The organism is Pantoea septica, from assembly GCF_002095575.1.
Taxonomy (GTDB): Bacteria; Pseudomonadota; Gammaproteobacteria; order Enterobacterales; family Enterobacteriaceae; genus Pantoea; species Pantoea septica.
In genome coordinates, this window is sequence record NZ_MLJJ01000020.1 from 1 (window position 1) to 19,874 (window position 19,874).

Genomic DNA, 19,874 nt, shown 5'->3' on the forward strand with positions numbered 1-19,874 from the left:
CGCTAATTTAAAAAAAATTCTCGCTCGCATTAATTTTCAGCAGATCGCTGTTAATCACGCCGATTTGGCGGGCAATTGAGCGAATTCCTGCGCAAAGCGCCCTACCTGATGCCAGTCGGTATACTCCACCTCTTTCGTTTTATCCGTTTCCCCGCCGGTCATGCGCATAATCAGCTGAATCATCACCCGGTCGAACCAGCGGTAGCGCGGATAGCGCAGCGCCCCGGCGAACACGGCGCAGCAGTCAGGCTGCCACGGTGACTGCTGTAAGAATTTGCGCGTATAGGCGTTGGTCTGCGGCGAGCGCTTCTCCGGCTTGCGCGCGGTCAGGTTCACGCAAAAGAAGCCGCTTACGCGCATCTGCAGCTCGCGCAGATGCGTCTTGACGAATTTCGCCACCGCCGGATGGAAATTGCCGTAGCGGATCGACGCGCCGATCAGCACGCGATCGTATTGCGTCCAGTCAACCGAGTCAGCATGCAGAATATTGAGGACGTCGCACGCCTGCCGCGCTTTCATCTCATCGGCAATATAAGAGGCGATTTCGCGCGCTTGCCCGTCGCGGCTGGAAAAGAGAATTAACGCTTTCATCGTGGCTTCCTGTTTTGCTTATTCACGCCAGAAAGTCGGCGTAAAGAGGACTAATAAGGTAAAGACTTCAAGACGCCCGAACAGCATGGTCGAGATCAGGATCCATTTCGCCACGTCATTCATCGAGGTAAAGTTATCCGCTACTACCCCCAGGCCAGGCCCCAGATTGTTCAAGGTCGCCGCAACCGCCGCAAAGGCGGAAAAGTCATCGACGCCGGTAGCGATAATCGCCAGCATGCTAACCAGAAACACCAGCGCATAGGCCGAGAAGAATCCCCACACGGCTTCCAGGATACGCTCCGGCAGCGCGCGATTGCCGAGCTTAATGGTATAGACCGCATTCGGGTGCACCAGACGCTTCAGCTCGCGCGAGCCCTGCTTGCACAGCAGCAGAATGCGAATCACCTTCAGCCCGCCACCGGTCGAGCCCGCCATGCCGCCGATAAAAGCGGAACAGAGCAGCAGCACAGGCAGGAACAGTGGCCAGCGCGCGATGCTGTCGGTAGTGAATCCCGCCGTGGTCGCCATCGAAACCACCTGGAAAAAAGCCTGATTAAGCGTTTGCCAGCCGCTGGCGTAAACGTTATGAAACCAGAGCACCAGCGTGCAGATGACCACCAGCGTCAGCTGCACGCCGATAAAAGTGCGAAATTCCGGGTCGCGCCAGTAGACGCGCAGGTTGCGATTGCTAATCAGCGAGAAGTGCAGGCCGTAGTTACAGCCGGAGATCAGCAGAAAGACAGCGATAATGGTATTGATGGTGCCGCTGTTGAAATAGCCGATGCTGGCGTCGTGCGTTGAAAAGCCGCCGATGGCGATGGTGGAGAAACTGTGCCCTATCGCATCGAACAGCGGCATGCCCGCCAGCCAGAGCGCCACCGCGCAGGCGACCGTCAGCAACACATAGATCAGCCACAGCGTTTTAGCCGTTTCCGCAATACGCGGGCGCATCTTATTGTCTTTTAGCGGCCCCGGCATTTCCGCGCGGTAGAGCTGCATGCCGCCGACGCCCAGAATAGGAAGAATCGCCACCGCCAGCACGATGATCCCCATCCCGCCCAGCCATTGCAGCATTTGCCGATAAAAGAGAATGGCTTTCGGCATGCTGTCGAGCCCCACCAGCGTCGTCGCGCCGGTGGTGGTCAGGCCGGAAAAGGATTCAAAGAACGCGTCGGTCACGGAGAGATGCGGCTGCTCGGCGAAGATAAAAGGCATTGCCCCCACGCTGCCGAGCACCGTCCAGAACAGCACTACGATCAGGAAGCCTTCGCGCGGCTTCAGCTCGGTACGCTGTTTGCGGTTCGGCCACCACAGCAGCGAGCCGATCGCCAGCGCCATCAAAAAGGTCTGGCTAAACGCGCGCCCGGCACCGTCGCGATAAATTAAAGCCACCAGTCCCGGCACAATCATGGTGACGGAAAAAAGGATCACCAGCAGACCGACAATGCGAGTAATGGCGCGAAAATGCATTCAGCCGTTCCTTAGAAAAGAGTTGTCAGGGTGTTAACGGGTCGAGGCTCAGCGCGCCCCGGCTAAAGTCAGAAAGCGTTTGTTTGAACGCCTCGATGTGCGCATAGGGCAGCGCAAGCGTTAGCGCGATGCGGTCAAGGTAGACAATCTCATCGATACGGCCGTCGAACCTGCCCAGCAGACGTTCGATATCGCCGATCTGAGCATAGTCGCACTTTAGCGCATAGCGTTTCATCGGCACTTTGCGCGTGCGACCCAGCTGCCTGAGTCCTTGCTGTACGCCGCCGCCGTAAGCTTTTACCAGCCCGCCGGTGCCGAGCATAATGCCGCCGTAGTAACGCACCACTACAGCGGTGATCTCGCCGATATCCGCGCCCATCAGCTGCGCCAGCATCGGTTTTCCCGCCGTGCCGGAGGGTTCGCCGTCATCGGAGAAGCCCAGCTGCTGCGAATCGTGCGGCGCGCCCGCGACCCAGGCCCAGCAGTGGTGACGCGCGTCGGGATGCTCGCTTTTCACCTGCTGAACAAAGGCGCGCGCCGCCTCTACGCCGTCGGTATGGGCCAGCAGCGTAATAAAGCGGCTTTTCTTGATTGTCTCCTCGCTGATGCTGACGGCATCAGCGGGAATATCGTAAGCGTCCATCAGGCAAGGTGCAGATCGCGCGTCATGTTCTCAATGCGGTTGGCATGCACCACCACGTTGTCTTCAATGCGGATGCCGCCGTAAGGCTTCAGCGCGTCAATCGCCTGCCAGTTAAGGTGCTGGCTGAACGGACCTTCACGCAGCGGAGCCAGCAGCGACTCGATGATATAGAAGCCCGGCTCGATGGTCAGCACCATGCCCGGTTCCAGCACGCGCGTGCAGCGCAGATAAGGATACTGCGCCGGCGCCGCGAGATGGGTGCCCGCTTCGTCCTGCATAAAGCCTGCGACGTCATGGACCTGCAATCCGAGCGGATGGCCCAGCCCGTGCGGCATAAAGGGTCCGGTAATATTTTCCGCCACTAGCGCCTCTTCGCTTACGCCTTGCGCCAGGTCGAACTTCAGCAGCAGCTTCGCAATGCGCTGATGCATCTGCAGATGATAGTCGGTGTAGCGCACGCCCGCTTTCAGCGTGCCGATCAGCGCCAGCTCTTCGCTATTCATCGCCGCGACCAGGCTGGCGTAAAGCGAATCCTTCTGCGCTGCGTAGCTGCGCGTTAAATCGGCGGCATAGCCAAGGTATTCCGCTCCCGCGTCGATAAGGAAGCTGTGGCGCTTCGCCGGCGGCTGGTGATCAAGCCGGGTGTAATGCAGCACCGCAGCATGTTCGTTAAGGGCGACGATATTGCCGTAGGGCACGTCGATATCGCGATGGCCGGTCGCCGTCAGGTAAGCCTGATTGATATCGAACTCGCTGAGGCCGGAGAAAAAAGCCTCTTTCGCGGCGCGGTGTCCGGCAACGGCCAGCTTTTGCGCCTCGCGCATGCAGGCCAGCTCGTAATCGGTTTTGATGCTGCGGTGGTAGTGAAGGAAATCGATCACCGCTTTCGGGTTGGTGTTGTCGGCGCTGATGCCGAGCTGCGCGGCGCGCTGCACCACCGGCCCGATATAGGCGACATTTTCGCGCTGCGCCGGCAGCTGTTGTCCAATCTCGTCGGCGCTTTTCAGCCCGATCACTTCGACGGCTTCGGTCCAGAAGCTGTTCGGCAGCGGCTCAACGTTATGCCAGTAATCGACCGGCGAGTAGAACCAGAGTTTCGGCTTATTGACGCCGTCGATCCAGAGCCAGCAGTTCGGCACCTGCGTGACCGGCACCCAGGCTTTGAACTGAGGATTCACCTTGAAGGGATAGTCATGATCGTCGAGAAAAACCGTTAGCAGTTCGCCGGAATGAATCAACATCGCATCCAGTTTATTGCGCGCCAGCACCTGCTGCGCCCGCTGTTGCAGCGTGGCGATATGCGTCTGATACAGCGTTTTCAGTGAATCCATTGCTCGCTCTCCCGTGTCGCGAAAATCGCCGCAGTGTAGCACAGCCGCCGCCTGAACGCCGCGTTCCCGACGCTGTGATCCTGTTAGCAAATAAGCAAACTTTGGTTTGCAAAAAATTAACACGAATCCCACACTCCTGATCATCTGGTATGACCAGATCCCCTTTCGCGATCAGGAGACGCACATGCTCTACCAAGGCGATACCCTTTCCCTGCGCTGGCTCGAAGACGGCGTCGCTGAGCTGCAGTTCGACGCCCCCGGCTCAGTCAATAAACTCGACACCCGCACCGTCGCCAGCCTTGGCGAAGCGATCGGCGTGCTGGAGCAGCAAACCTCGCTGCGCGGCTTACTGTTAAGCTCGGCTAAGCCCGCCTTTATCGTCGGCGCCGATATTACTGAATTTCTCTCGCTGTTCGACGCACCGACTGAAAAGCTCAGTCAGTGGCTCGCTTTCGCTAACAGCATCTTTAACCGGCTGGAAGATCTGCCGGTGCCGACCATTGCCGCGATAGACGGTTACGCGCTGGGCGGCGGGTGCGAATGCATACTGGCGACCGATCTGCGCGTCGCCACGCCTGGCGCGCGCATCGGTCTGCCGGAAACGCGGCTGGGCATTATGCCGGGCTTCGGCGGCAGCGTGCGGCTGCCGCGCCTGCTGGGCGCCGACGCCGCGCTGGAGATTATCGCCGCCGGAAAAGATGTCGACGGCGCCAGCGCGCTTAAACTCGGGCTGGTCGATGCGGTGGTCAGCAGCGATAAGCTGCGCGCCGCCGCGCTCGCCATGCTGAAGGAAGCGATCACACAGGGCGACTGGCAGGCGCGCCGCGCGCCGAAGCTGGCGCCGCTGCGCCTCAGCCCGATTGAAGCTGCCATGAGCTTTACCGTGGCTAAAAATGTGGTGCTGCAAACCGCAGGCAAACACTATCCCGCGCCGATCGCCGCGGTCAAAACCATTGAGGCCGCCGCCGCGCTGGGGCGCGACGATGCGCTGAAGCTGGAAACCGCCGCCTTCGTGCCGCTGGCGCAGAGCGATGAAGCGCGGGCGCTGGTCGGCATTTTCCTTAACGATCAGTATGTCAAAGGGCTGGCGAAAAAGTACGCCAGCGCCAGCAGCGCGCCGGAACAGGCGGCTGTGCTGGGCGCGGGCATTATGGGCGGCGGCATCAGCTATCAGTCGGCGTGGAAAGGCGTGCCGGTGAAGATGAAGGATATTCAGCCCCAGGCGCTGACGCTGGGCATGAACGAGGCGAGCAAGCTGCTGAATAAACAGCTGGAGCGCGGCAAGATCGACGGCGGCAAGCTGGCCAGCACCATCGCCATGATTCAGCCTACGCTCGACTATGCCGGTTTCGAGCGCGCCGATATCGTGGTCGAAGCGGTCGTCGAGAATCCGCAGGTCAAAGCGAAAGTGCTGGCGGAGACCGAACAGCATCTGCGCGCGGATGCGGTACTCGCCTCCAATACCTCGACCATTCCCATCAGCCAGCTGGCCCAGGCGCTGCAGCGTCCGGAGAATTTCTGCGGCATGCACTTCTTCAACCCAGTGCCGCGTATGCCGCTGGTAGAGGTGGTGCGCGGCGAGAAGAGCAGCGACGCCACCATCGGCAAAGTGGTGGCCTGGGCGAGCAAAATGGGCAAGACGCCGATTGTCGTCAATGACTGTCCCGGCTTCTTCGTCAACCGCGTGCTCTTCCCCTACTTCGCCGCCTTCGGCCTGCTGCTGCGCGACGGCGCGGACTTCCGTCAGATCGATAAGGTGATGGAGAAGCAGTTCGGCTGGCCGATGGGCCCGGCGTGGCTGCTGGACGTGGTCGGCATCGATACCGCGCATCACGCGCAGCGCGTTATGGCGGAAGGGTTTCCGACGCGCATGCAGAAAGATTACCGCGACGCGATTGACGTCCTGTTCGATGCGGGACGCTATGGCCAGAAGAACGGCAAAGGCTTTTACCGCTGGGAGACGGATCGCAAAGGCAAAGCAAAAAAAGCGGTCGATCCCGAGGTGGACGCGCTGCTTAACCCTGTTTGTGCCGCTACGCGCCTCTTCAGCGACGAAGAGATCCTCAATCGCATGATGATCCCGATGCTGAACGAAGTCGTGCGCTGCCTGGAGGAGAAGATCGTCGCCTCGCCGGCCGAAGCCGATATGGCGCTGGTCTACGGCCTCGGCTTTCCGCCGTTCCGCGGCGGCGCGCTGCGCTATCTCGACACGCTCGGCAACGGCAACGTGGTGGATCAGGCCAGACGCTACGGCGATCTTGGCGCGCTCTACCAGCTGCCTGACCTGCTGCTGCAGAAGGCGCATCAGCGCGAAAGCTGGTATCCGGCGGTTCAACCTATCGACGAAGCGGCGCTGCAAAGCGCCTGAGGACAGAAGATGGAAAATGTGGTGATTATTGACGCGGTCCGCACGCCGATGGGCCGTTCCAAAGGCGGCGCCTTTCGTCAAGTGCGCGCGGAAGATCTCTCCGCGCACCTGATGCGCGAGCTGTTAAGCCGCCATCCAGCGCTTAATCCCGCCACGCTGGACGACATCGTGTGGGGCTGCGTGCAGCAGACGCTGGAGCAAGGCTTCAATATCGCGCGCAACGCCGCGCTGTTGGCGGAAATTCCCCATCGCGTGCCGGCGACCACCGTCAACCGCCTGTGCGGATCGTCGATGCAGGCGCTGCACGATGCGGCGCGCGCCATTATGGTCGGCGACGCGCACGCCTGTCTGGTCGGCGGCGTGGAACACATGGGGCACGTGCCGATGAGCCACGGCGTCGATTTCCATCCCGGACTGGGCCGCACGGTAGCGAAAGCAGCGGGCATGATGGGCCTGACCGCCGAGATGCTGGCGCATATGCATCATATCAGCCGCGAGCAGCAGGACGCCTTTGCGCTGCGTTCGCACCAGCGCGCCTGGGCCGCGACCCAGCGCGGCGATTTCCGCCGGGAGATCGTGCCGACCTACGGACACGACGCCGACGGCGCGCTAAAACGCTATGACGTTGACGAGGTGATCCGCGAGGAGACCAGCCTGGAAGGACTGGCGGCGCTGAAGCCGGCGTTCGATCCGGTCAACGGCACGGTCACGGCGGGCAGCTCGTCCGCGCTCTCCGACGGCGCCGCCGCGCTGCTGGTAATGAGCGAAAGCCGCGCGCGCGAACTGGGGCTGACGCCGCGCGCGCGCGTTAAAAGCATGGCGGTCATCGGCTGCGATCCATCGATCATGGGCTACGGTCCGGTGCCCGCCAGCAAGCTGGCGCTGAAGCGCGCCGGATTAAGCGTGGAAGACATCGATGTATTCGAGCTGAACGAAGCGTTCGCCGCGCAAACCCTGCCCTGCATTAAGGACCTCGGTTTGCTGGATCGGCTGGACGACAAGGTGAACCTGAACGGCGGCGCCATCGCGCTCGGCCATCCGCTCGGCTGTTCGGGCGCGCGCATCAGCGCCACGCTGCTGAACATTATGGAGCGACGCGATGCCCAGTTCGGCCTTGCCAGCATGTGCATCGGCTTAGGCCAGGGCATCGCAACCGTATTTGAGCGTCTGTAATACGTTGGATCACGTTGGAAGTCAGTTCCCGCCCGTCAGGGGCGGGTTTTTTCTGCCTGCGGCGCCTCAAATAAAGGCGAAGGCGTCGCCAAACATCTGCGCTTCTTTGGCGCCGCGCTCGGCGCAAAAGCGGTCACGGGCGATCTTCGCCATCTCAAAACGTCCAGCGATATAGATATCGTGCTCCGCCAGCGTGGCGAAATCCTGCATCACCGCCGTCAATACCGTGCCGGAACGCCCCTGCCAGCCCTCTTCCGGCTGTTCGACCACCGGCACTACGCGCAGATTAGGGTGCTTCACCGCCAGCGCGTTCAGCTCCTCCAGATCGTAAAGATGCTGCAGTTCGCGGCCGCCCCAGTAAATAGCGATTTCGCGATCCGGCTGCTGCGCCAGCGCGGTCAGCAGGATGGAACGCGCATAGGAGAAGCCGGTGCCGCCGGCAATCAACACGATGGGGCGCGAGCTCTCTTCACGCAGCCAGGCGTCGCCGTGCGGAATATCCACGGTAATCTGACGGTCGTCGCGGATACGATCCATGACCGCCATGGCGTAGAGATTGAGATCGGAGGCGCCGATATGCAGCTCGATAATCTCTTTTTCCATCGGGGTCGAGGCGAGCGAGAACGGACGCTTGTCGCGCTCGTCCATCACCACCATCAAATACTGCCCGGCGCGAAAGGTAAAATCCGCTTCGGGTATCAGGCGGACGCGATATACGGTATCGGTAATCGCTTCAACTGAAGTTACTTTACAGCTTAAAATCGTCATGCGTTCCCTCTGTCGGGTCGTCATTAGGGTTGTGCGCGCCGTCAGCGCTGCGGCGGCTGAGTAAAGATGCCTAAGTCATCCCAGATCGCGTCGATGCGCGCCGTTACGGCGGGATCTTTCACGATCGGTCGTCCCCACTCGCGCTGGGTCTCGCCCGGCCATTTATTGGTGGCGTCCAGACCCATCTTGGAACCCAGGCCGGAAACCGGCGAGGCGAAGTCCAGATAGTCGATAGGCGTGTTTTCCACCAGCACCGTGTCGCGTGCCGGATCCATACGGGTGGTAATGGCCCAGATCACGTCGTTCCAGTCGCGTGCGTTAACATCGTCGTCACACACAATAACAAATTTGGTGTACATGAACTGCCGCAGGAATGACCAGACGCCGAACATCACGCGCTTAGCGTGTCCTGCGTACTGTTTTTTCATCGTCACTACCGCCAGGCGATAAGAGCAGCCCTCCGGCGGCAGATAGAAATCCACAATCTCCGGGAACTGCTTAATCAGGATCGGCACCAGCACTTCGTTCAGCGCGACGCCCAGCACCGCCGGCTCATCGGGCGGACGGCCGGTATAGGTGGAGTGGTAGATGGCGTTCTGCCGTTGCGTAACGTGCGTGACGGTGAAAACCGGGAAGTTATCTACCTCATTGTAGTAGCCCGTATGATCGCCATAGGGCCCTTCCGGCGCCATATCGCCCGGCTCGATGTAACCTTCCAGCACGATCTCCGCGCTGGCGGGCACTTCCAGATCGTTGGAGAGGCACTTCACCACTTCCGTTTTATTGCCGCGCAGCAGACCGGCGAAGGCGTACTCCGACAGCGTATCCGGCACCGGCGTTACTGCGCCGAGAATAGTGGCGGGATCGGCGCCGAGTGCGACTGAAACCGGGAAGCGTTCGCCAGGATGGGCCTGGCACCACTCCTGATAATCGAGCGCGCCGCCGCGATGGGAGAGCCAGCGCATAATCAGGCGGTTTTTGCCAATCACCTGCTGGCGATAGATGCCCAGATTCTGCCGCTCTTTGTGCGGCCCGCGCGTGACGGTCAGCCCCCAGGTAATCAGCGGCGCGGCGTCGTCCGGCCAGCACTTCATCACCGGAATGCGCGACAGGTCGACCTCGTCGCCGCTGAACACCACCTCCTGGCAGGGCGCGTTGCGCAGCCGTTTGGTCGGCATATTCAGCACCTGTTTGAACTGCGGCATCTTGTCGAACAGATCGCGGAAGCCTTTCGGCGGCTCAGGCTCTTTCAGAAACGCCAGCAGCTTGCCGACTTCGCGCAGCGCGCTGACCTCTTCCTGCCCCATGCCCATCGCCACGCGTTTCGGCGTGCCGAACAGGTTGCACAGCACCGGCATGTCATAGCCTTTGGGGTTTTCAAACAGCAGCGCCGGTCCGCCGGCGCGCAGCGTGCGGTCGGCAATTTCCGTCATTTCCAGCTCTGGATCGATAGAGTGGCTAATGCGCTTTAACTCGCCGCGCTGTTCCAGCAGCGTGAGGAAGTCTCGTAAATCGTGATATTTCATGCGGCCTTCGCTTCCAGCCAAAGTGAATCGGCCATTATAGGGCCGATTCTTAAGGCGTGTTGGATTTTATGCAGCAACCTCAGTCGCAGCGAAAGGGAACCAGCGCCTGCAGCGCCGTGGCGTCGCGGCAGGCCTGAATCGGCTGATTGTGGCGGAAAACTTTAAAGTCCTCGCCGCGCACGCTGAAGTAAGAGAGCTGGTTTTCATGCACATGCAGAAAACTGCCTTCGCGCAGCGCAATCACCGACTCCTCAGGATTGACGGCGCAAAACTCCGCCAGGCGTTCGTCGCGGGTTTCGCCCATATGTCCGCTGGCATGCGCGTCGAGGTAGTGCGGATTGATCTGAACCGGAAACAGGCCCAGCGCAGGCAACACCACGCTGCTGCGCACAGGCATATCGTTGGTGGTGCGAATCGAGGGCGTCGCGACGTTGCAGCCCGCGCTCCACCCGACGTAAGGCACCCCCCGTTCGCGCACGGCGCGCTGGATCGCCACAATCAGGCCGTTCTCGTGCAGCATCTGGTTCAGCAGCCAGGTATTGCCGCCGCTGACCAGAATCAGCTCCGCCTGCTCAATGGCCGCCACCGGCGTCGCGAAATCCTGCACGCAGCGCACGGCAACGCCCAGCGACGCGCTCAGCTCGGCGGCGCGCTGTTGATGGTCGCCGCGAATAATGGCGTAAGGCACCAGCACCGCCGAACGAATGCCGCGTTGAGCGATCATCGCATGCAGCTGCGGCTGCGCGTAACCAAGCAGCGGCGCATCGTCGGCCAGCTTGCCGTTGCTTAATAAAAACAGTTCCATCGGCAGATCCTTTTCGCAAACGTTATGAGCCACGAGTCTGAACCAGCGCACCGCCGCTCGTCAATTTTCCCGCTTGTGTCGGGCAGTTTGCGGAAACCTCGGCCACTTTGTCCGCTTCGGCATCTTTCCACGCTGCGATGCGCTATAACTCTGGCAGCAGGTTTGCTATTCTTAGCGTCCATTCGATGGGAGCATTTATGGAATCCTGGTACTTACTCTATTGCAAACGTGGACAGCTGTTGCGCGCGAAAGAGCATCTTGAGCGGCAGGAGGTGCATTGCCTCAGCCCGATGATCGCTCTGGAAAAAGTGGTGCGCGGCAAACGGACCACCGTGAGTGAGCCCCTGTTTCCTAACTATCTCTTTATCGAATTCGATCCCGAAGCGATCCACACCACGACCATCAGCAGCACGCGCGGCGTCAGCCACTTCGTGCGCTTCGGCACGCTGCCTGCGACAGTGCCTTCCGCCGTTATCGAAGCGCTGCAAACCGACGTGCCGCAAACGCTGATCGATCCGGAAACGCCGCAGGTCGGCGATGAGGTCATCATCACCGAAGGGACCTTTGAAGGCCTGCGCGCCATCTTCGCCGAACCCGATGGCGAAACGCGCTCTATGCTGCTGCTTAACCTGCTGAATAAACAGGTGATGCGCAGCGTAGACAACAAGCAGTTCCGCAAGCTTTAGGGCAGTCGGAACAGCGCGCGCGCGTTACGATCCACCTGCTCCGCCAGCGCCACCTGCTCTTCTCCGCGCCACTTCGCCACCTGCTGCACGATATGCGGCAAAAAACAGGGTTCATTACGACGCGACGTCGGCCGCGGATGCATATCGCGCGGCAGCAGCCAGGGCGCGTCCGTCTCCAGCAGCAGTCGCTCCGCCGGAATCAGCGGCAGCATCTCACGCAGCGCCATGCCGCGACGCTCATCGCAGACCCAGCCGGTAATGCCTACCGACAGCCCCATCGCCAGACAGGCCTCCAGCTCGTCGCGCGTGCCGGTAAAGCAGTGCACCACCGCGCCCGGCAGCTTCGGCAGCCAGGGCGCCAGCACCGCCGCAAAGCGGTCGTGCGCTTCGCGACAGTGAAGGAAGACCGGCATATTCAGCTCGGCGGCCAGCGCCAGCTGCGCGTCGAAGGCGTACTCCTGCTGCTCGTGCGCGGCAAGGTTACGGTTGAAATCGAGGCCGCATTCGCCAATCGCCACCACCTGCGGCCGCTCTGCCAGGCGCCGCAGCGTATTGGCCGTCTCATTCGACCATTCGCTGGCGTGATGCGGATGCACGCCCGCCGTCGACCAGCAGAAGTCGGGCTGACGCTCGGCCAGCCGCTGCGCCTGCTGGCTCTCCAGCGCATTGGTCCCGGTGATCAACATGCCGGTGACGCCCGCTTCGCGCGCACGCTTTACCACCTTGTCGCGGTCGGCGGCGAACTGCGTGCTGGTCAGGTTTACACCGATATCAAACATAATCTTTCCCATAGCTTATTAAACAAAAACCGCCCAGATGGGCGGTTCGGTAACAGGGTCTACCCGCCAGGTGCGGGAAGCGAACTGATAACGGGTCAGGAATCGGTATGCTGTTCCTCTTCCTGCGCCCGTCGTCCCTTCCCGACGTAGTAACGGGAAAAGAATACGCCGACTTCAAACAGGCAGTACATCGGAATAGCGAGCAAAGTTTGCGAGAAAACGTCCGGCGGTGTGAGCAGCATCCCAACAACGAACGCGCCGACCAGAATATAGGGACGTTTCTTTTTCAGATCTTCCGGCGTAGTGATGCCGGTCCAGCAGAGCAGCACAATCGCCACCGGCACCTCGAACGCCACGCCGAACGCCATAAACAGCGTCATGACGAAGTCGAGGTAGTTGGTGATATCGGTCGCGATAGTCACGCCCTGCGGCGCGGTTTTAGCGAAGAAGCCGAACGCCAGCGGAAAGACGATGAAGTAAGCAAAGGCGACGCCGACGTAAAACAGCAGGGTGCTGGAGAACAGCAGCGGCATCACCAGCCGGCGTTCATGCCGGTAGAGCGCTGGCGCGACGAAAGCCCATACCTGATAGAGGATCACCGGCACCGCGAGAAAAACCGACACGATGATGGTGAGCTTAATCGGCGTGAAAAACGGCGAGGCGACGTCGGTGGCGATCATGCTGGCGCCGGCCGGCATCTGGCTGATCAGCGGCGAAGCGACCATATGATAGATGTCGTTGGCAAAATAGATCAGCGCCATAAAAATCGCAAACACCGCGACAATGCAGTACAGCAGACGCTTACGCAGCTCAATCAAGTGGCTGATAAGCGGTTGGGTATCTTCAACGGCCATGGTTATCGTTCATCACTTGCAGAAGAGGTTGTTGCCGGACTGCGCGGCGCGGCTGACACAGGATTAACAACCGCCGCTGGCGGGTTCGCATCGGTTTTAGCGGTTTCAGCGGTCTCTACCGCCGCTTCCGGCGTCTGCGCCGGCGCGCTGGCCTGAGTGTGGGCCGTCGCTGGCGTTACGGATTCCGCCGCGCGCTGTTGAGGCGCATGAATGGTATTGGCTTCATCCTCGGCTTTTTCGATATCGATGCTCTGCTGCACCGAACGCTTCATCGAATCGGCGGTTTTGCGCAGCTCTTCCATTGACTCTTTCAGCTCCGGCGACATGGTGCCGCGGCTCGCCTCTTCCACCTTTTTCAGGCTGTCCTGCAGCTCCTGCAGCTTCAGCTCCTGCGCCAGCTCGTGCTGCACGTTGGCAGCCAGCGAGCGCATTGCCCGAATCCAGCCTACTACGGTTTTTACCGCAACCGGCAGTCGCTGCGGGCCGAGAACAATCAGCCCGATCACGAACACCAGTACCAGTTCACTAAAACCAATGTCGAACACGGTTTACACCTGCTTGTCGTTTTTGACGTCTTCTTTGTTAGCCGAAGTGTGCTGTTTATCCGCCAGCGTTTTGGCATTGAAATCAGCGTCCTGCTGGTTTGGCTGGTCCTTTTTCTCATCCTCATCGCTCATGGCTTTTTTAAAGCCCTTGATAGAGGAACCGAGATCGGAACCCAGGTTTTTTAACTTATTGGTGCCAAACAGGAGTACAACGATGACGGCAATAATTAATAATTGCCAGATACTGATACCGCCCATGAGATAGTGCCTCTGATGTTGCGAGAGATTGAGAAGAGTAATGTCCGCCAAAAGCCCTGATGACGCCGGGCTTAAGGCTGCGACATTACCGCGATTCAGGCGTGGCTGACAATTAGTTTGTCTTACGCCAGCCGATTAGCCAGGTGACGAAACCCGCCGCCATTAACAGGGCTGGAAAGAAATCCCAGTCCGGGCGACTCAGCAATACCGCCGTGCCGCTGAGCAGCAGGGTCGCGCCGACGCCGAACAGATAGCGCGCTTGATGATGTTGCGTCCGCTGGGCGTGCATATCCTTAGTCAGCTTATCGACGCTGTGCTGCAAAAGTTTATGATGCCGCATGCTTTCATAAAACAGCTCCGGCAGCTCCGGCAGCTTCTCCGCCCAGAAGGGCGCTTTTTCTTTCACCGCGCGCAGAATAGCCGGCAGGCCAATTTGATCTTTGATCCAGTCTTCGAGGAACGGCTTGGCGGTTTTCCACAGATCGAGCTGCGGATAGAGCTGACGGCCGATGCCTTCGACGTAGAGCAGCGTTTTTTGCAGCAGCACCAGTTGCGGCTGCACTTCCATATTGAAGCGGCGCGCGGTGCTGAACAGGTTGAGCAGCACATGGCCGAAAGAGATCTCCGCCAGCGGCTTCTCGAAGATGGGTTCGCACACGGTACGGATAGCGAATTCGAAATCTTCGACGTTGGTATCGGGCGGCACCCAGCCTGAATCGACGTGCAGCTCCGCGACTTTTCGGTAGTCGCGGTTGAAGAAGGCGATAAAGTTTTCCGCCAGATAGCGCTTATCCTCTTTGTTCAGCGAGCCGACGATGCCGCAGTCGATGCCGATATATTGCGGATCTTCCGGATGGTCGTAGCTGACGAAAATATTGCCGGGATGCATATCGGCATGGAAGAAGCTGTCGCGGAACACCTGCGTAAAGAAGACCTGCACGCCGCGCTCGGCCAGCAGCTTCATGTTGACACCGTGCTGCTCCAGCGTCGCCACGTCGGAGATGGGAATGCCGTAGATGCGCTCCATCACCAGCATGGTTTCGCTACAGTAGTCGGAATAGACCTCCGGCACGTACAGCATCGGGCTATCTTCGAAGTTACGGCGCAGCTGAATAGCGTTGGCCGCTTCGCGCAGCAGATTCAGCTCGTCGATCAGCGTCTTCTCGTAGTCGCGCACCACTTCCATGGGACGCAGACGGCGCCCGTCCGGCAGCAGGCGCGGCACCCAGCGCGCCAGGCGATAGATGAGCTTCATATCCGCTTTGATCACCGGCAGGATGTCCGGACGGATCACCTTGATTACCACCTTCTTGCCGGTGGATTTCAGGGTGGCGGTATGCACCTGCGCGATCGACGCCGACGCCAGCGGTTTGATATCGAAATCATCGAACCAGGTTTCTACCGGACCGCCGATCGATTTTTCAATCTGCTCTTTAGCCTTTACGCCGTCGAAGGGCGCGACGCGATCCTGCAGGATGGCGAGCTGGTCGGCGATCACGGGCGGAAAAAGGTCGCGACGCGTAGAGAGCATCTGGCCGAACTTGATCCAGACCGGACCGAGCTGCTCCATCGCCAGGCGCATACGCACGCCGATCTCTTCATCTTTATGCCGGTTAGGCAGCCAAAAAATCGTGCGGCGCCAGAGGCGCAGCGGAATGGTAAGGCGCATGCGGGGGATCAGTTCATCAAGACCGTAAGTCAAAAAAATCCTGATGATGAAATATAAACGGCGAATCTCTCCAAACGTCATTTCGCCTCCAGCTGCGCTAAACGCGCCGTGAGCGCATCAAGCGAACGTTCCATCGCGTCTACCTCCTCAGAAAACCACGCCAGTTCCAGCGCGCCCGGCGCGACGCGCCACTCTTCGGTTAATGCCTGCCCCAGATAATCCTGGCGACGCGTGACCTCGCCGCGTAGCAGCCGCAGGGCGCGCTGCGCCGCCTGGCTGACGCCCTGCGCGGCGATATCGCCGATCCAGGGCGCGAGATATTCGGCCGGGTCCAGTTCCGCCAGGTCGATCAGCGCGGAAAAGCGCTGCACCACCTGCAGATCGCCTTCGACCTGCAGTTCGCCGCTGCGGATCAGGCTGGTCAGCTGCTGTCGATCGCGCAGCTTCGGCAGGGTTTTCAGCTGCGTAATCACGGTGCAGTCGCTGCTGTCCTGCCAGTCGCTCAGCACGTCGAGCTGCTGTTCGCTGAAGACCAGCACCAGCGGATGGGAAAGCTCCTCGAGACGCAGCGTCAGCACCTGTCCCACCAGTCGCTGGCGCGCGGCTTTCAGGCCGCGATCGCGATAGAGCATGCGGTTTAGCGCGGTCTCAAGACCGGCGGTAATCAAGGGCGTCAAGCGCATCACCATATCCGGTTAAAACTTAAATCCACGATGCAGCGCGACAATGCCGCCGGTCATGTTGTAATAAGTCGTGTTCTCGAATCCGGCGTCGTTCATCATCGCCTTCAGGGTCTCCTGATCGGGATGCATGCGGATCGACTCTGCCAGATAGCGGTAGCTTTCGGCGTCCTGCGCCACCAGCTGGCCGACGCGCGGCAAAATATGGAACGAATAGGCGTCGTACGCTTTGCTGAGGGGATCGAGCACCGGTTTGGAGAACTCCAGCACCAGCAGGCGTCCGCCCGGCTTAAGCACGCGGAACATCGACGCCAGCGCCTTCTCTTTGTCGGTCACGTTACGCAGGCCGAAAGAGATGGTGATGCAGTCGAAATGGTTATCCGGGAAGGGCAGCGCTTCGGCGTTGGCCTGCACATAGCTGACGTTGCCGACTACGCCGAGATTGCGCAGTTTGTCGCGGCCCATTTTCAGCATTGAGCTGTTGATGTCCGCCAGCACCACCTGACCGGTGTCGCCGACCAGACGGGAAAACTTCGCCGTCAAATCGCCGGTGCCGCCCGCCAGATCCAGCACGCGCTGACCGCGACGCACGCCGCTGCTGTCGATGGTAAAACGCTTCCAGATGCGATGGATGCCAAAGGACATCAGATCGTTCATCAGGTCATATTTCGCCGCTACGGAGTGAAACACGTCCGCGACTTTGTCAGCTTTTTCGCTTTTGGCGACCGTCTGAAAGCCAAAATGGGTAGTTTCCTGCTGTGATTCATCTGCCATCGGTTTTACCTGTTCCACAAACAATACTTCCCGAAGTGTATCAGAGTCAGGGTAGTCAGGCACGCGACGACCCGTTTATTCGTGGAGCCGCCTCACGCGGGCATCCAGGGTTTCGGCGACGTCGTCAGGCGCCTCCTCGTCGTCCCATGCCTTTTCCGGCATCGCCTGCTCGACTAACTGCGGATTGATTGAGCGTTTAACTTCAACGCCCAGGGATTTAAACGCCTCGCTCTGCGCGATCAGGTTGCCGCGCCCTTCCGCCAGCTTTTTCATCGCCTCGCGGTAGCTGTTGTGCGCCTTATCCAGATTATGGCCGATGCCGCTCATATCATCGACGAATAGCCGCATCTTGTCATAGAGACGCGCCGCGCGGTCGGCGATGCGCTGCGCGTTGCGGCTCTGATGCTCATAGCGCCACAGGTTGTTGATGGTGCGCAGCGCCACCAGCAGCGTCGTCGGGCTTACCAGCATGATGTTCTGCTGCAGCGCCTCGCTGATCAGCTCTGGCTGACGATCGATCGCCAGCAGAAAGGCTGGTTCGACCGGAATGAACATCAACACATAATCGAGGGAGCGTAAACCGGCCAGTTGTTGATAATCTTTACGGCTCAGCAGGCGAATATGGCTGCGCACCGCGGCGACATGCTCCTGAAGCGCCTGCTCGCGCGTCACTTCATCTTCCGCGTTGAAGTAGCGCTCGTAGGCGACCAGCGTCATCTTGGCGTCGACCACGACATCTTTGCCCTGCGGCAGACGCACGATCACATCCGGTTGCATTCTGCCCTGCTGTTCCGACTGCAAACTGACCTGCGTCTGATACTCATGGCCTTCGCGCAGGCCTGACGCTTCCAGCACGCGGCTCAGCACCACTTCGCCCCAGTTGCCCTGAATCTTGTTGTCGCCTTTCAGCGCCCTGGTGAGGTTGATCGCCTCCTGCGCCATCTGCGCATTCAGCTGCTGCAGCTGGCGGATCTCGTGCGCCAGCGTGTGACGCTCGCGCGCCTCCTGGCCGAAGCTGTCATGCACCTGGCGGCGAAAACCGTCCAGCTGCTCGCGCAGCGGCGCGATCAGGCTGTTCAGGCTCTGGCGGTTCTGTTCGTCGACGCGGCGGCCGCTGTTTTCAAAGATGCGGTTGGCGAGATTTTCGAACTGCGCGCTGAGGCGCTGCTCGCTGCTGGTGAGCAGGCGCTGCTTCTCTTCTGCGGCGAACCGCGTCTCTTCAAGGCGGATGGTCACCTCGCGCAGTTCGGCCTCCTGCGCGCTGTTGACCTCTAGCTGGTTGCGCAGCTCGCTGTTGAGCTGTTCGCATTCGCCGCGCCAGTAATCGAGCTGTTGCAGCCGCTCCTGCGCGCCGCTCAGCGCGCCGTGCAGCTGGCGCAGCTCCTGTTCGCGCTGCTGCAGCTGTTGCTGGAGCTGTTCAAGCTGCTGCTGCTGACGCTGCTGCGCCTCCTGCTGCAAACGCCGCTCGGTGGCAAAGCTGGCGGCCTGATGGCCGGCGCGCAGCTGCGCCAGCATCCAGCCGATGCCCAGTCCGGCAAGCGCCAGACAGGCGCTGATAATAATCTGCTGATCCATGATTCCCTCGCGACGCGCATTGCTCGGGAAAAGGTAAAGTCGGCCTGTATGAATGTCCAGACTATTTTCGGGCGGTTATCAACCCAGAGCAGGCGCTACAGCGCTTTGACCTGCAGCTCGCCCGCTTTCCACGCGTCGGTGAGAAAAAACGGCATCGGCATCAGCCATTCGTCCCCTTTTACCCGCGCCGGATACACAAAGGCGTTGCCGCCCCAGGTCAGCTCCACGGACTGCGTTTCGCCCTCTTTCACCGTCGCCTTGCCCGCCATGCTGGCGAAGCCGGCGTTGCTGCCGACGTGAAAGTTATCCATGCGCCAGCGCACCGGCGCGTGCGGCGGCCAGGGCTGCGCCTGATGAAAACGGAAAATCTCATCGTGGCTCAGCAGGCTTTCGCGCACCGTCGGCCACAGCGCGGCCTTCAGGAAATATTGATCGGTAAAGCGCGCGTTGCCGCTGTAGCGGGCGATGAAGTCGCGCATCGCCTGCGCCATATTGCTGAAGACGCCGTTGCAGCCGCCCCACATGCCGGCCAGCAGCAGCTCGGTATGGGAAAAGTAGTCGCGCATATGGTGAAACCAGTACGGCGAGGCAAGCCAGGCGTCGACCGCCGCCGCTTCGCGCTCCGACAGCAGCGAGTCGGCGTCGCGGATGATAAAGCGTTTGACGTCGGGATCGTCCATCACCAGAAAACGCCACAGCGTCGGGTAGATCGCCTTTTCCTGCGACATATCGACCAGATCGACATGCGGCTGGTTGAGGCGCTGCCACACATGCTGCGGCACGCTCTGATCCAGATAAATGCGGCAGCGCCAGCCGGGATAGAGTTGCTGCGCCACCTCGACGTTTTTAATCAACGTTTCGCAGTAGCGCGGCTGATCGCCGTAGAGGCTGAAGGCGATCGCGTTCTGTCTGGGTTTCGTCAGATCGATCGGTTCCGGCCGCGCCGCCGGAAAGGGGTAACGCTGGCCCTGGCGGAAACGCGCGTCTGCGCCGTTGAGCGCTTCCAGGCCATATTTCGCCAGCTCCTCCTGCTTGCCCATCCAGCCGCACAGCTCTGCCAGCCCATCCAGCCAGGTTTCAGAAGCGGTCGCGCGCACGGCGGGCGGCGCCTGATAGATTTTCTGATAGACGCGGTAAGATTTGCTGTAGTGGCCGAGACGCAGCAGACAGAGCGCGTAGTCGCTCAGCACCTGCATCTGGCTGGGCATGGCGCGCAGCACCTCTTCGCAGCAGCTGGCGGCGGCGGCATACTCCTGCTGCGCCATATGCTGGCGAAAGCGCGCGGCGGCGTTTTCAAGGCGCGCCTGCATGGCGGCGGGAGAAGCGGTTAAGGCGGATTTCTGTCGTGGCGGCGTGTGGCGCATCGGGCGATCCTCGCT

At 60.4% G+C, this 19,874-nt stretch carries 19 protein-coding genes; 3 read left to right on the forward strand and 16 right to left on the reverse strand.

Translation table 11 applies throughout. From position 1 onward, the window contains the following. Nucleotides 1-54: 54 nt before the first annotated feature. Genes hemG through pepQ form a run of 4 tightly spaced genes read right to left on the reverse strand, consistent with a single transcriptional unit; the run spans nt 55 to nt 4,035 of the window. On the reverse strand, nt 55-591 hold the full coding sequence (gene hemG, locus HA46_RS12290) for a menaquinone-dependent protoporphyrinogen IX dehydrogenase (RefSeq protein ID WP_084884547.1): 537 nt from the start codon (nt 589-591) through the stop codon (nt 55-57). 18 nt (nt 592-609) lie between these two features. Continuing rightward, on the reverse strand, nt 610-2,061 hold the full coding sequence (gene trkH, locus HA46_RS12295; RefSeq protein ID WP_033793138.1) for a Trk system potassium transporter TrkH: 1,452 nt from the start codon (nt 2,059-2,061) through the stop codon (nt 610-612). A gap of 25 nt (nt 2,062-2,086) precedes the next feature. Next, nucleotides 2,087-2,704, reverse strand: coding sequence for an IMPACT family protein (locus HA46_RS12300; protein ID WP_033793137.1), 618 nt, complete (start codon nt 2,702-2,704; stop codon nt 2,087-2,089). Further along, nucleotides 2,704-4,035: a Xaa-Pro dipeptidase gene (gene pepQ / locus HA46_RS12305; RefSeq protein ID WP_084884549.1), complete on the reverse strand. Its 1,332-nt coding sequence runs from the start codon at nt 4,033-4,035 to the stop codon at nt 2,704-2,706. Before pepQ ends, HA46_RS12300 begins: the two co-directional genes overlap by 1 nt. A gap of 184 nt (nt 4,036-4,219) precedes the next feature. Between pepQ and fadB the strand changes: the two genes are divergently transcribed. Together fadB and fadA are read left to right on the forward strand one after the other, a co-directional pair. Further along, entirely contained in the window at nt 4,220-6,403 is a 2,184-nt protein-coding gene (fadB, locus tag HA46_RS12310; RefSeq protein WP_084884551.1) for a fatty acid oxidation complex subunit alpha FadB, read from the forward strand. 9 nt (nt 6,404-6,412) lie between these two features. Continuing rightward, nucleotides 6,413-7,576 carry an acetyl-CoA C-acyltransferase FadA gene (gene fadA, locus HA46_RS12315; RefSeq protein ID WP_033793134.1) on the forward strand — a complete coding sequence of 388 codons (1,164 nt, stop codon included), beginning with the start codon at nt 6,413-6,415 and terminating at the stop codon, nt 7,574-7,576. 66 nt (nt 7,577-7,642) lie between these two features. On the opposite strand, the gene fre is transcribed toward fadA, so the two are convergent. The 3 genes from fre to pepE form a co-directional block, all read right to left on the reverse strand. Further along, nucleotides 7,643-8,344 (reverse strand): NAD(P)H-flavin reductase, encoded by a 702-nt coding sequence (gene fre, locus HA46_RS12320; RefSeq protein ID WP_084884553.1) that lies wholly within the window; start codon nt 8,342-8,344, stop codon nt 7,643-7,645. A gap of 41 nt (nt 8,345-8,385) precedes the next feature. Then, entirely contained in the window at nt 8,386-9,870 is a 1,485-nt protein-coding gene (gene ubiD / locus HA46_RS12325) for a 4-hydroxy-3-polyprenylbenzoate decarboxylase (RefSeq protein ID WP_033793132.1), read from the reverse strand. Between the two features lie 79 nt (nt 9,871-9,949). Then, nucleotides 9,950-10,675: a dipeptidase PepE gene (gene pepE / locus HA46_RS12330; RefSeq protein ID WP_084884554.1), complete on the reverse strand. Its 726-nt coding sequence runs from the start codon at nt 10,673-10,675 to the stop codon at nt 9,950-9,952. 197 nt (nt 10,676-10,872) lie between these two features. On the opposite strand from pepE, the gene rfaH reads away from it, so the two are divergent. Then, on the forward strand, nt 10,873-11,361 hold the full coding sequence (rfaH, locus tag HA46_RS12335; protein ID WP_033754660.1) for a transcription/translation regulatory transformer protein RfaH: 489 nt from the start codon (nt 10,873-10,875) through the stop codon (nt 11,359-11,361). Here the strand turns inward: rfaH and tatD are convergent. The 9 genes from tatD to HA46_RS12380 all read right to left on the reverse strand — a co-directional run bounded on the left by tatD (nt 11,358) and on the right by HA46_RS12380 (nt 19,859). Then, a complete protein-coding gene (gene tatD, locus HA46_RS12340) occupies nt 11,358-12,140 on the reverse strand; it encodes a 3'-5' ssDNA/RNA exonuclease TatD (protein ID WP_084884556.1) in 783 nt (260 codons plus the stop codon). The genes rfaH and tatD overlap by 4 nt on opposite strands. 95 nt (nt 12,141-12,235) lie before the next feature. After that, nucleotides 12,236-12,994 carry a Sec-independent protein translocase subunit TatC gene (tatC, locus tag HA46_RS12345; protein WP_033754655.1) on the reverse strand — a complete coding sequence of 253 codons (759 nt, stop codon included), beginning with the start codon at nt 12,992-12,994 and terminating at the stop codon, nt 12,236-12,238. A 2-nt stretch (nt 12,995-12,996) separates the two neighbouring features. After that, nucleotides 12,997-13,539 carry a Sec-independent protein translocase protein TatB gene (gene tatB, locus HA46_RS12350; protein WP_033793129.1) on the reverse strand — a complete coding sequence of 181 codons (543 nt, stop codon included), beginning with the start codon at nt 13,537-13,539 and terminating at the stop codon, nt 12,997-12,999. Between the two features lie 3 nt (nt 13,540-13,542). Then, on the reverse strand, nt 13,543-13,797 hold the full coding sequence (gene tatA, locus HA46_RS12355; RefSeq protein ID WP_033793128.1) for a Sec-independent protein translocase subunit TatA: 255 nt from the start codon (nt 13,795-13,797) through the stop codon (nt 13,543-13,545). A gap of 112 nt (nt 13,798-13,909) precedes the next feature. Next, a complete protein-coding gene (ubiB, locus tag HA46_RS12360) occupies nt 13,910-15,547 on the reverse strand; it encodes a ubiquinone biosynthesis regulatory protein kinase UbiB (RefSeq protein ID WP_033793127.1) in 1,638 nt (545 codons plus the stop codon). Further along, nucleotides 15,544-16,149 (reverse strand): ubiquinone biosynthesis protein UbiJ, encoded by a 606-nt coding sequence (gene ubiJ / locus HA46_RS12365; RefSeq protein WP_033793126.1) that lies wholly within the window; start codon nt 16,147-16,149, stop codon nt 15,544-15,546. Before ubiJ ends, ubiB begins: the two co-directional genes overlap by 4 nt. A 12-nt stretch (nt 16,150-16,161) precedes the next feature. Beyond that, entirely contained in the window at nt 16,162-16,920 is a 759-nt protein-coding gene (gene ubiE / locus HA46_RS12370; RefSeq protein WP_033793125.1) for a bifunctional demethylmenaquinone methyltransferase/2-methoxy-6-polyprenyl-1,4-benzoquinol methylase UbiE, read from the reverse strand. 75 nt (nt 16,921-16,995) lie between these two features. Beyond that, complete coding sequence (gene rmuC / locus HA46_RS12375) at nt 16,996-18,495, reverse strand: DNA recombination protein RmuC (RefSeq protein ID WP_084884558.1); 1,500 nt, start codon at nt 18,493-18,495, stop codon at nt 16,996-16,998. A 95-nt stretch (nt 18,496-18,590) separates the two neighbouring features. Then, nucleotides 18,591-19,859: a tetratricopeptide repeat protein gene (locus HA46_RS12380; protein ID WP_084884559.1), complete on the reverse strand. Its 1,269-nt coding sequence runs from the start codon at nt 19,857-19,859 to the stop codon at nt 18,591-18,593. Nucleotides 19,860-19,874 lie beyond the last annotated feature (15 nt).

Bases quoted from the DNA above. Each gene is read 5' to 3' on its own strand.
- hemG (WP_084884547.1), bottom strand. From the start codon at position 591: ATGAAAGCGTTAATTCTCTTTTCCAGCCGCGACGGGCAAGCGCGCGAA.
- trkH (WP_033793138.1), bottom strand. From the start codon at position 2,061: ATGCATTTTCGCGCCATTACTCGCATTGTCGGTCTGCTGGTGATCCTT.
- HA46_RS12300 (WP_033793137.1), bottom strand. From the start codon at position 2,704: ATGGACGCTTACGATATTCCCGCTGATGCCGTCAGCATCAGCGAGGAG.
- pepQ (WP_084884549.1), bottom strand. From the start codon at position 4,035: ATGGATTCACTGAAAACGCTGTATCAGACGCATATCGCCACGCTGCAA.
- fadB (WP_084884551.1), top strand. From the start codon at position 4,220: ATGCTCTACCAAGGCGATACCCTTTCCCTGCGCTGGCTCGAAGACGGC.
- fadA (WP_033793134.1), top strand. From the start codon at position 6,413: ATGGAAAATGTGGTGATTATTGACGCGGTCCGCACGCCGATGGGCCGT.
- fre (WP_084884553.1), bottom strand. From the start codon at position 8,344: ATGACGATTTTAAGCTGTAAAGTAACTTCAGTTGAAGCGATTACCGAT.
- ubiD (WP_033793132.1), bottom strand. From the start codon at position 9,870: ATGAAATATCACGATTTACGAGACTTCCTCACGCTGCTGGAACAGCGC.
- pepE (WP_084884554.1), bottom strand. From the start codon at position 10,675: ATGGAACTGTTTTTATTAAGCAACGGCAAGCTGGCCGACGATGCGCCG.
- rfaH (WP_033754660.1), top strand. From the start codon at position 10,873: ATGGAATCCTGGTACTTACTCTATTGCAAACGTGGACAGCTGTTGCGC.
- tatD (WP_084884556.1), bottom strand. From the start codon at position 12,140: ATGTTTGATATCGGTGTAAACCTGACCAGCACGCAGTTCGCCGCCGAC.
- tatC (WP_033754655.1), bottom strand. From the start codon at position 12,994: ATGGCCGTTGAAGATACCCAACCGCTTATCAGCCACTTGATTGAGCTG.
- tatA (WP_033793128.1), bottom strand. From the start codon at position 13,797: ATGGGCGGTATCAGTATCTGGCAATTATTAATTATTGCCGTCATCGTT.
- ubiB (WP_033793127.1), bottom strand. From the start codon at position 15,547: ATGACGTTTGGAGAGATTCGCCGTTTATATTTCATCATCAGGATTTTT.
- ubiJ (WP_033793126.1), bottom strand. From the start codon at position 16,149: ATGCGCTTGACGCCCTTGATTACCGCCGGTCTTGAGACCGCGCTAAAC.
- ubiE (WP_033793125.1), bottom strand. From the start codon at position 16,920: ATGGCAGATGAATCACAGCAGGAAACTACCCATTTTGGCTTTCAGACG.
- rmuC (WP_084884558.1), bottom strand. From the start codon at position 18,495: ATGGATCAGCAGATTATTATCAGCGCCTGTCTGGCGCTTGCCGGACTG.
- HA46_RS12380 (WP_084884559.1), bottom strand. From the start codon at position 19,859: ATGCGCCACACGCCGCCACGACAGAAATCCGCCTTAACCGCTTCTCCC.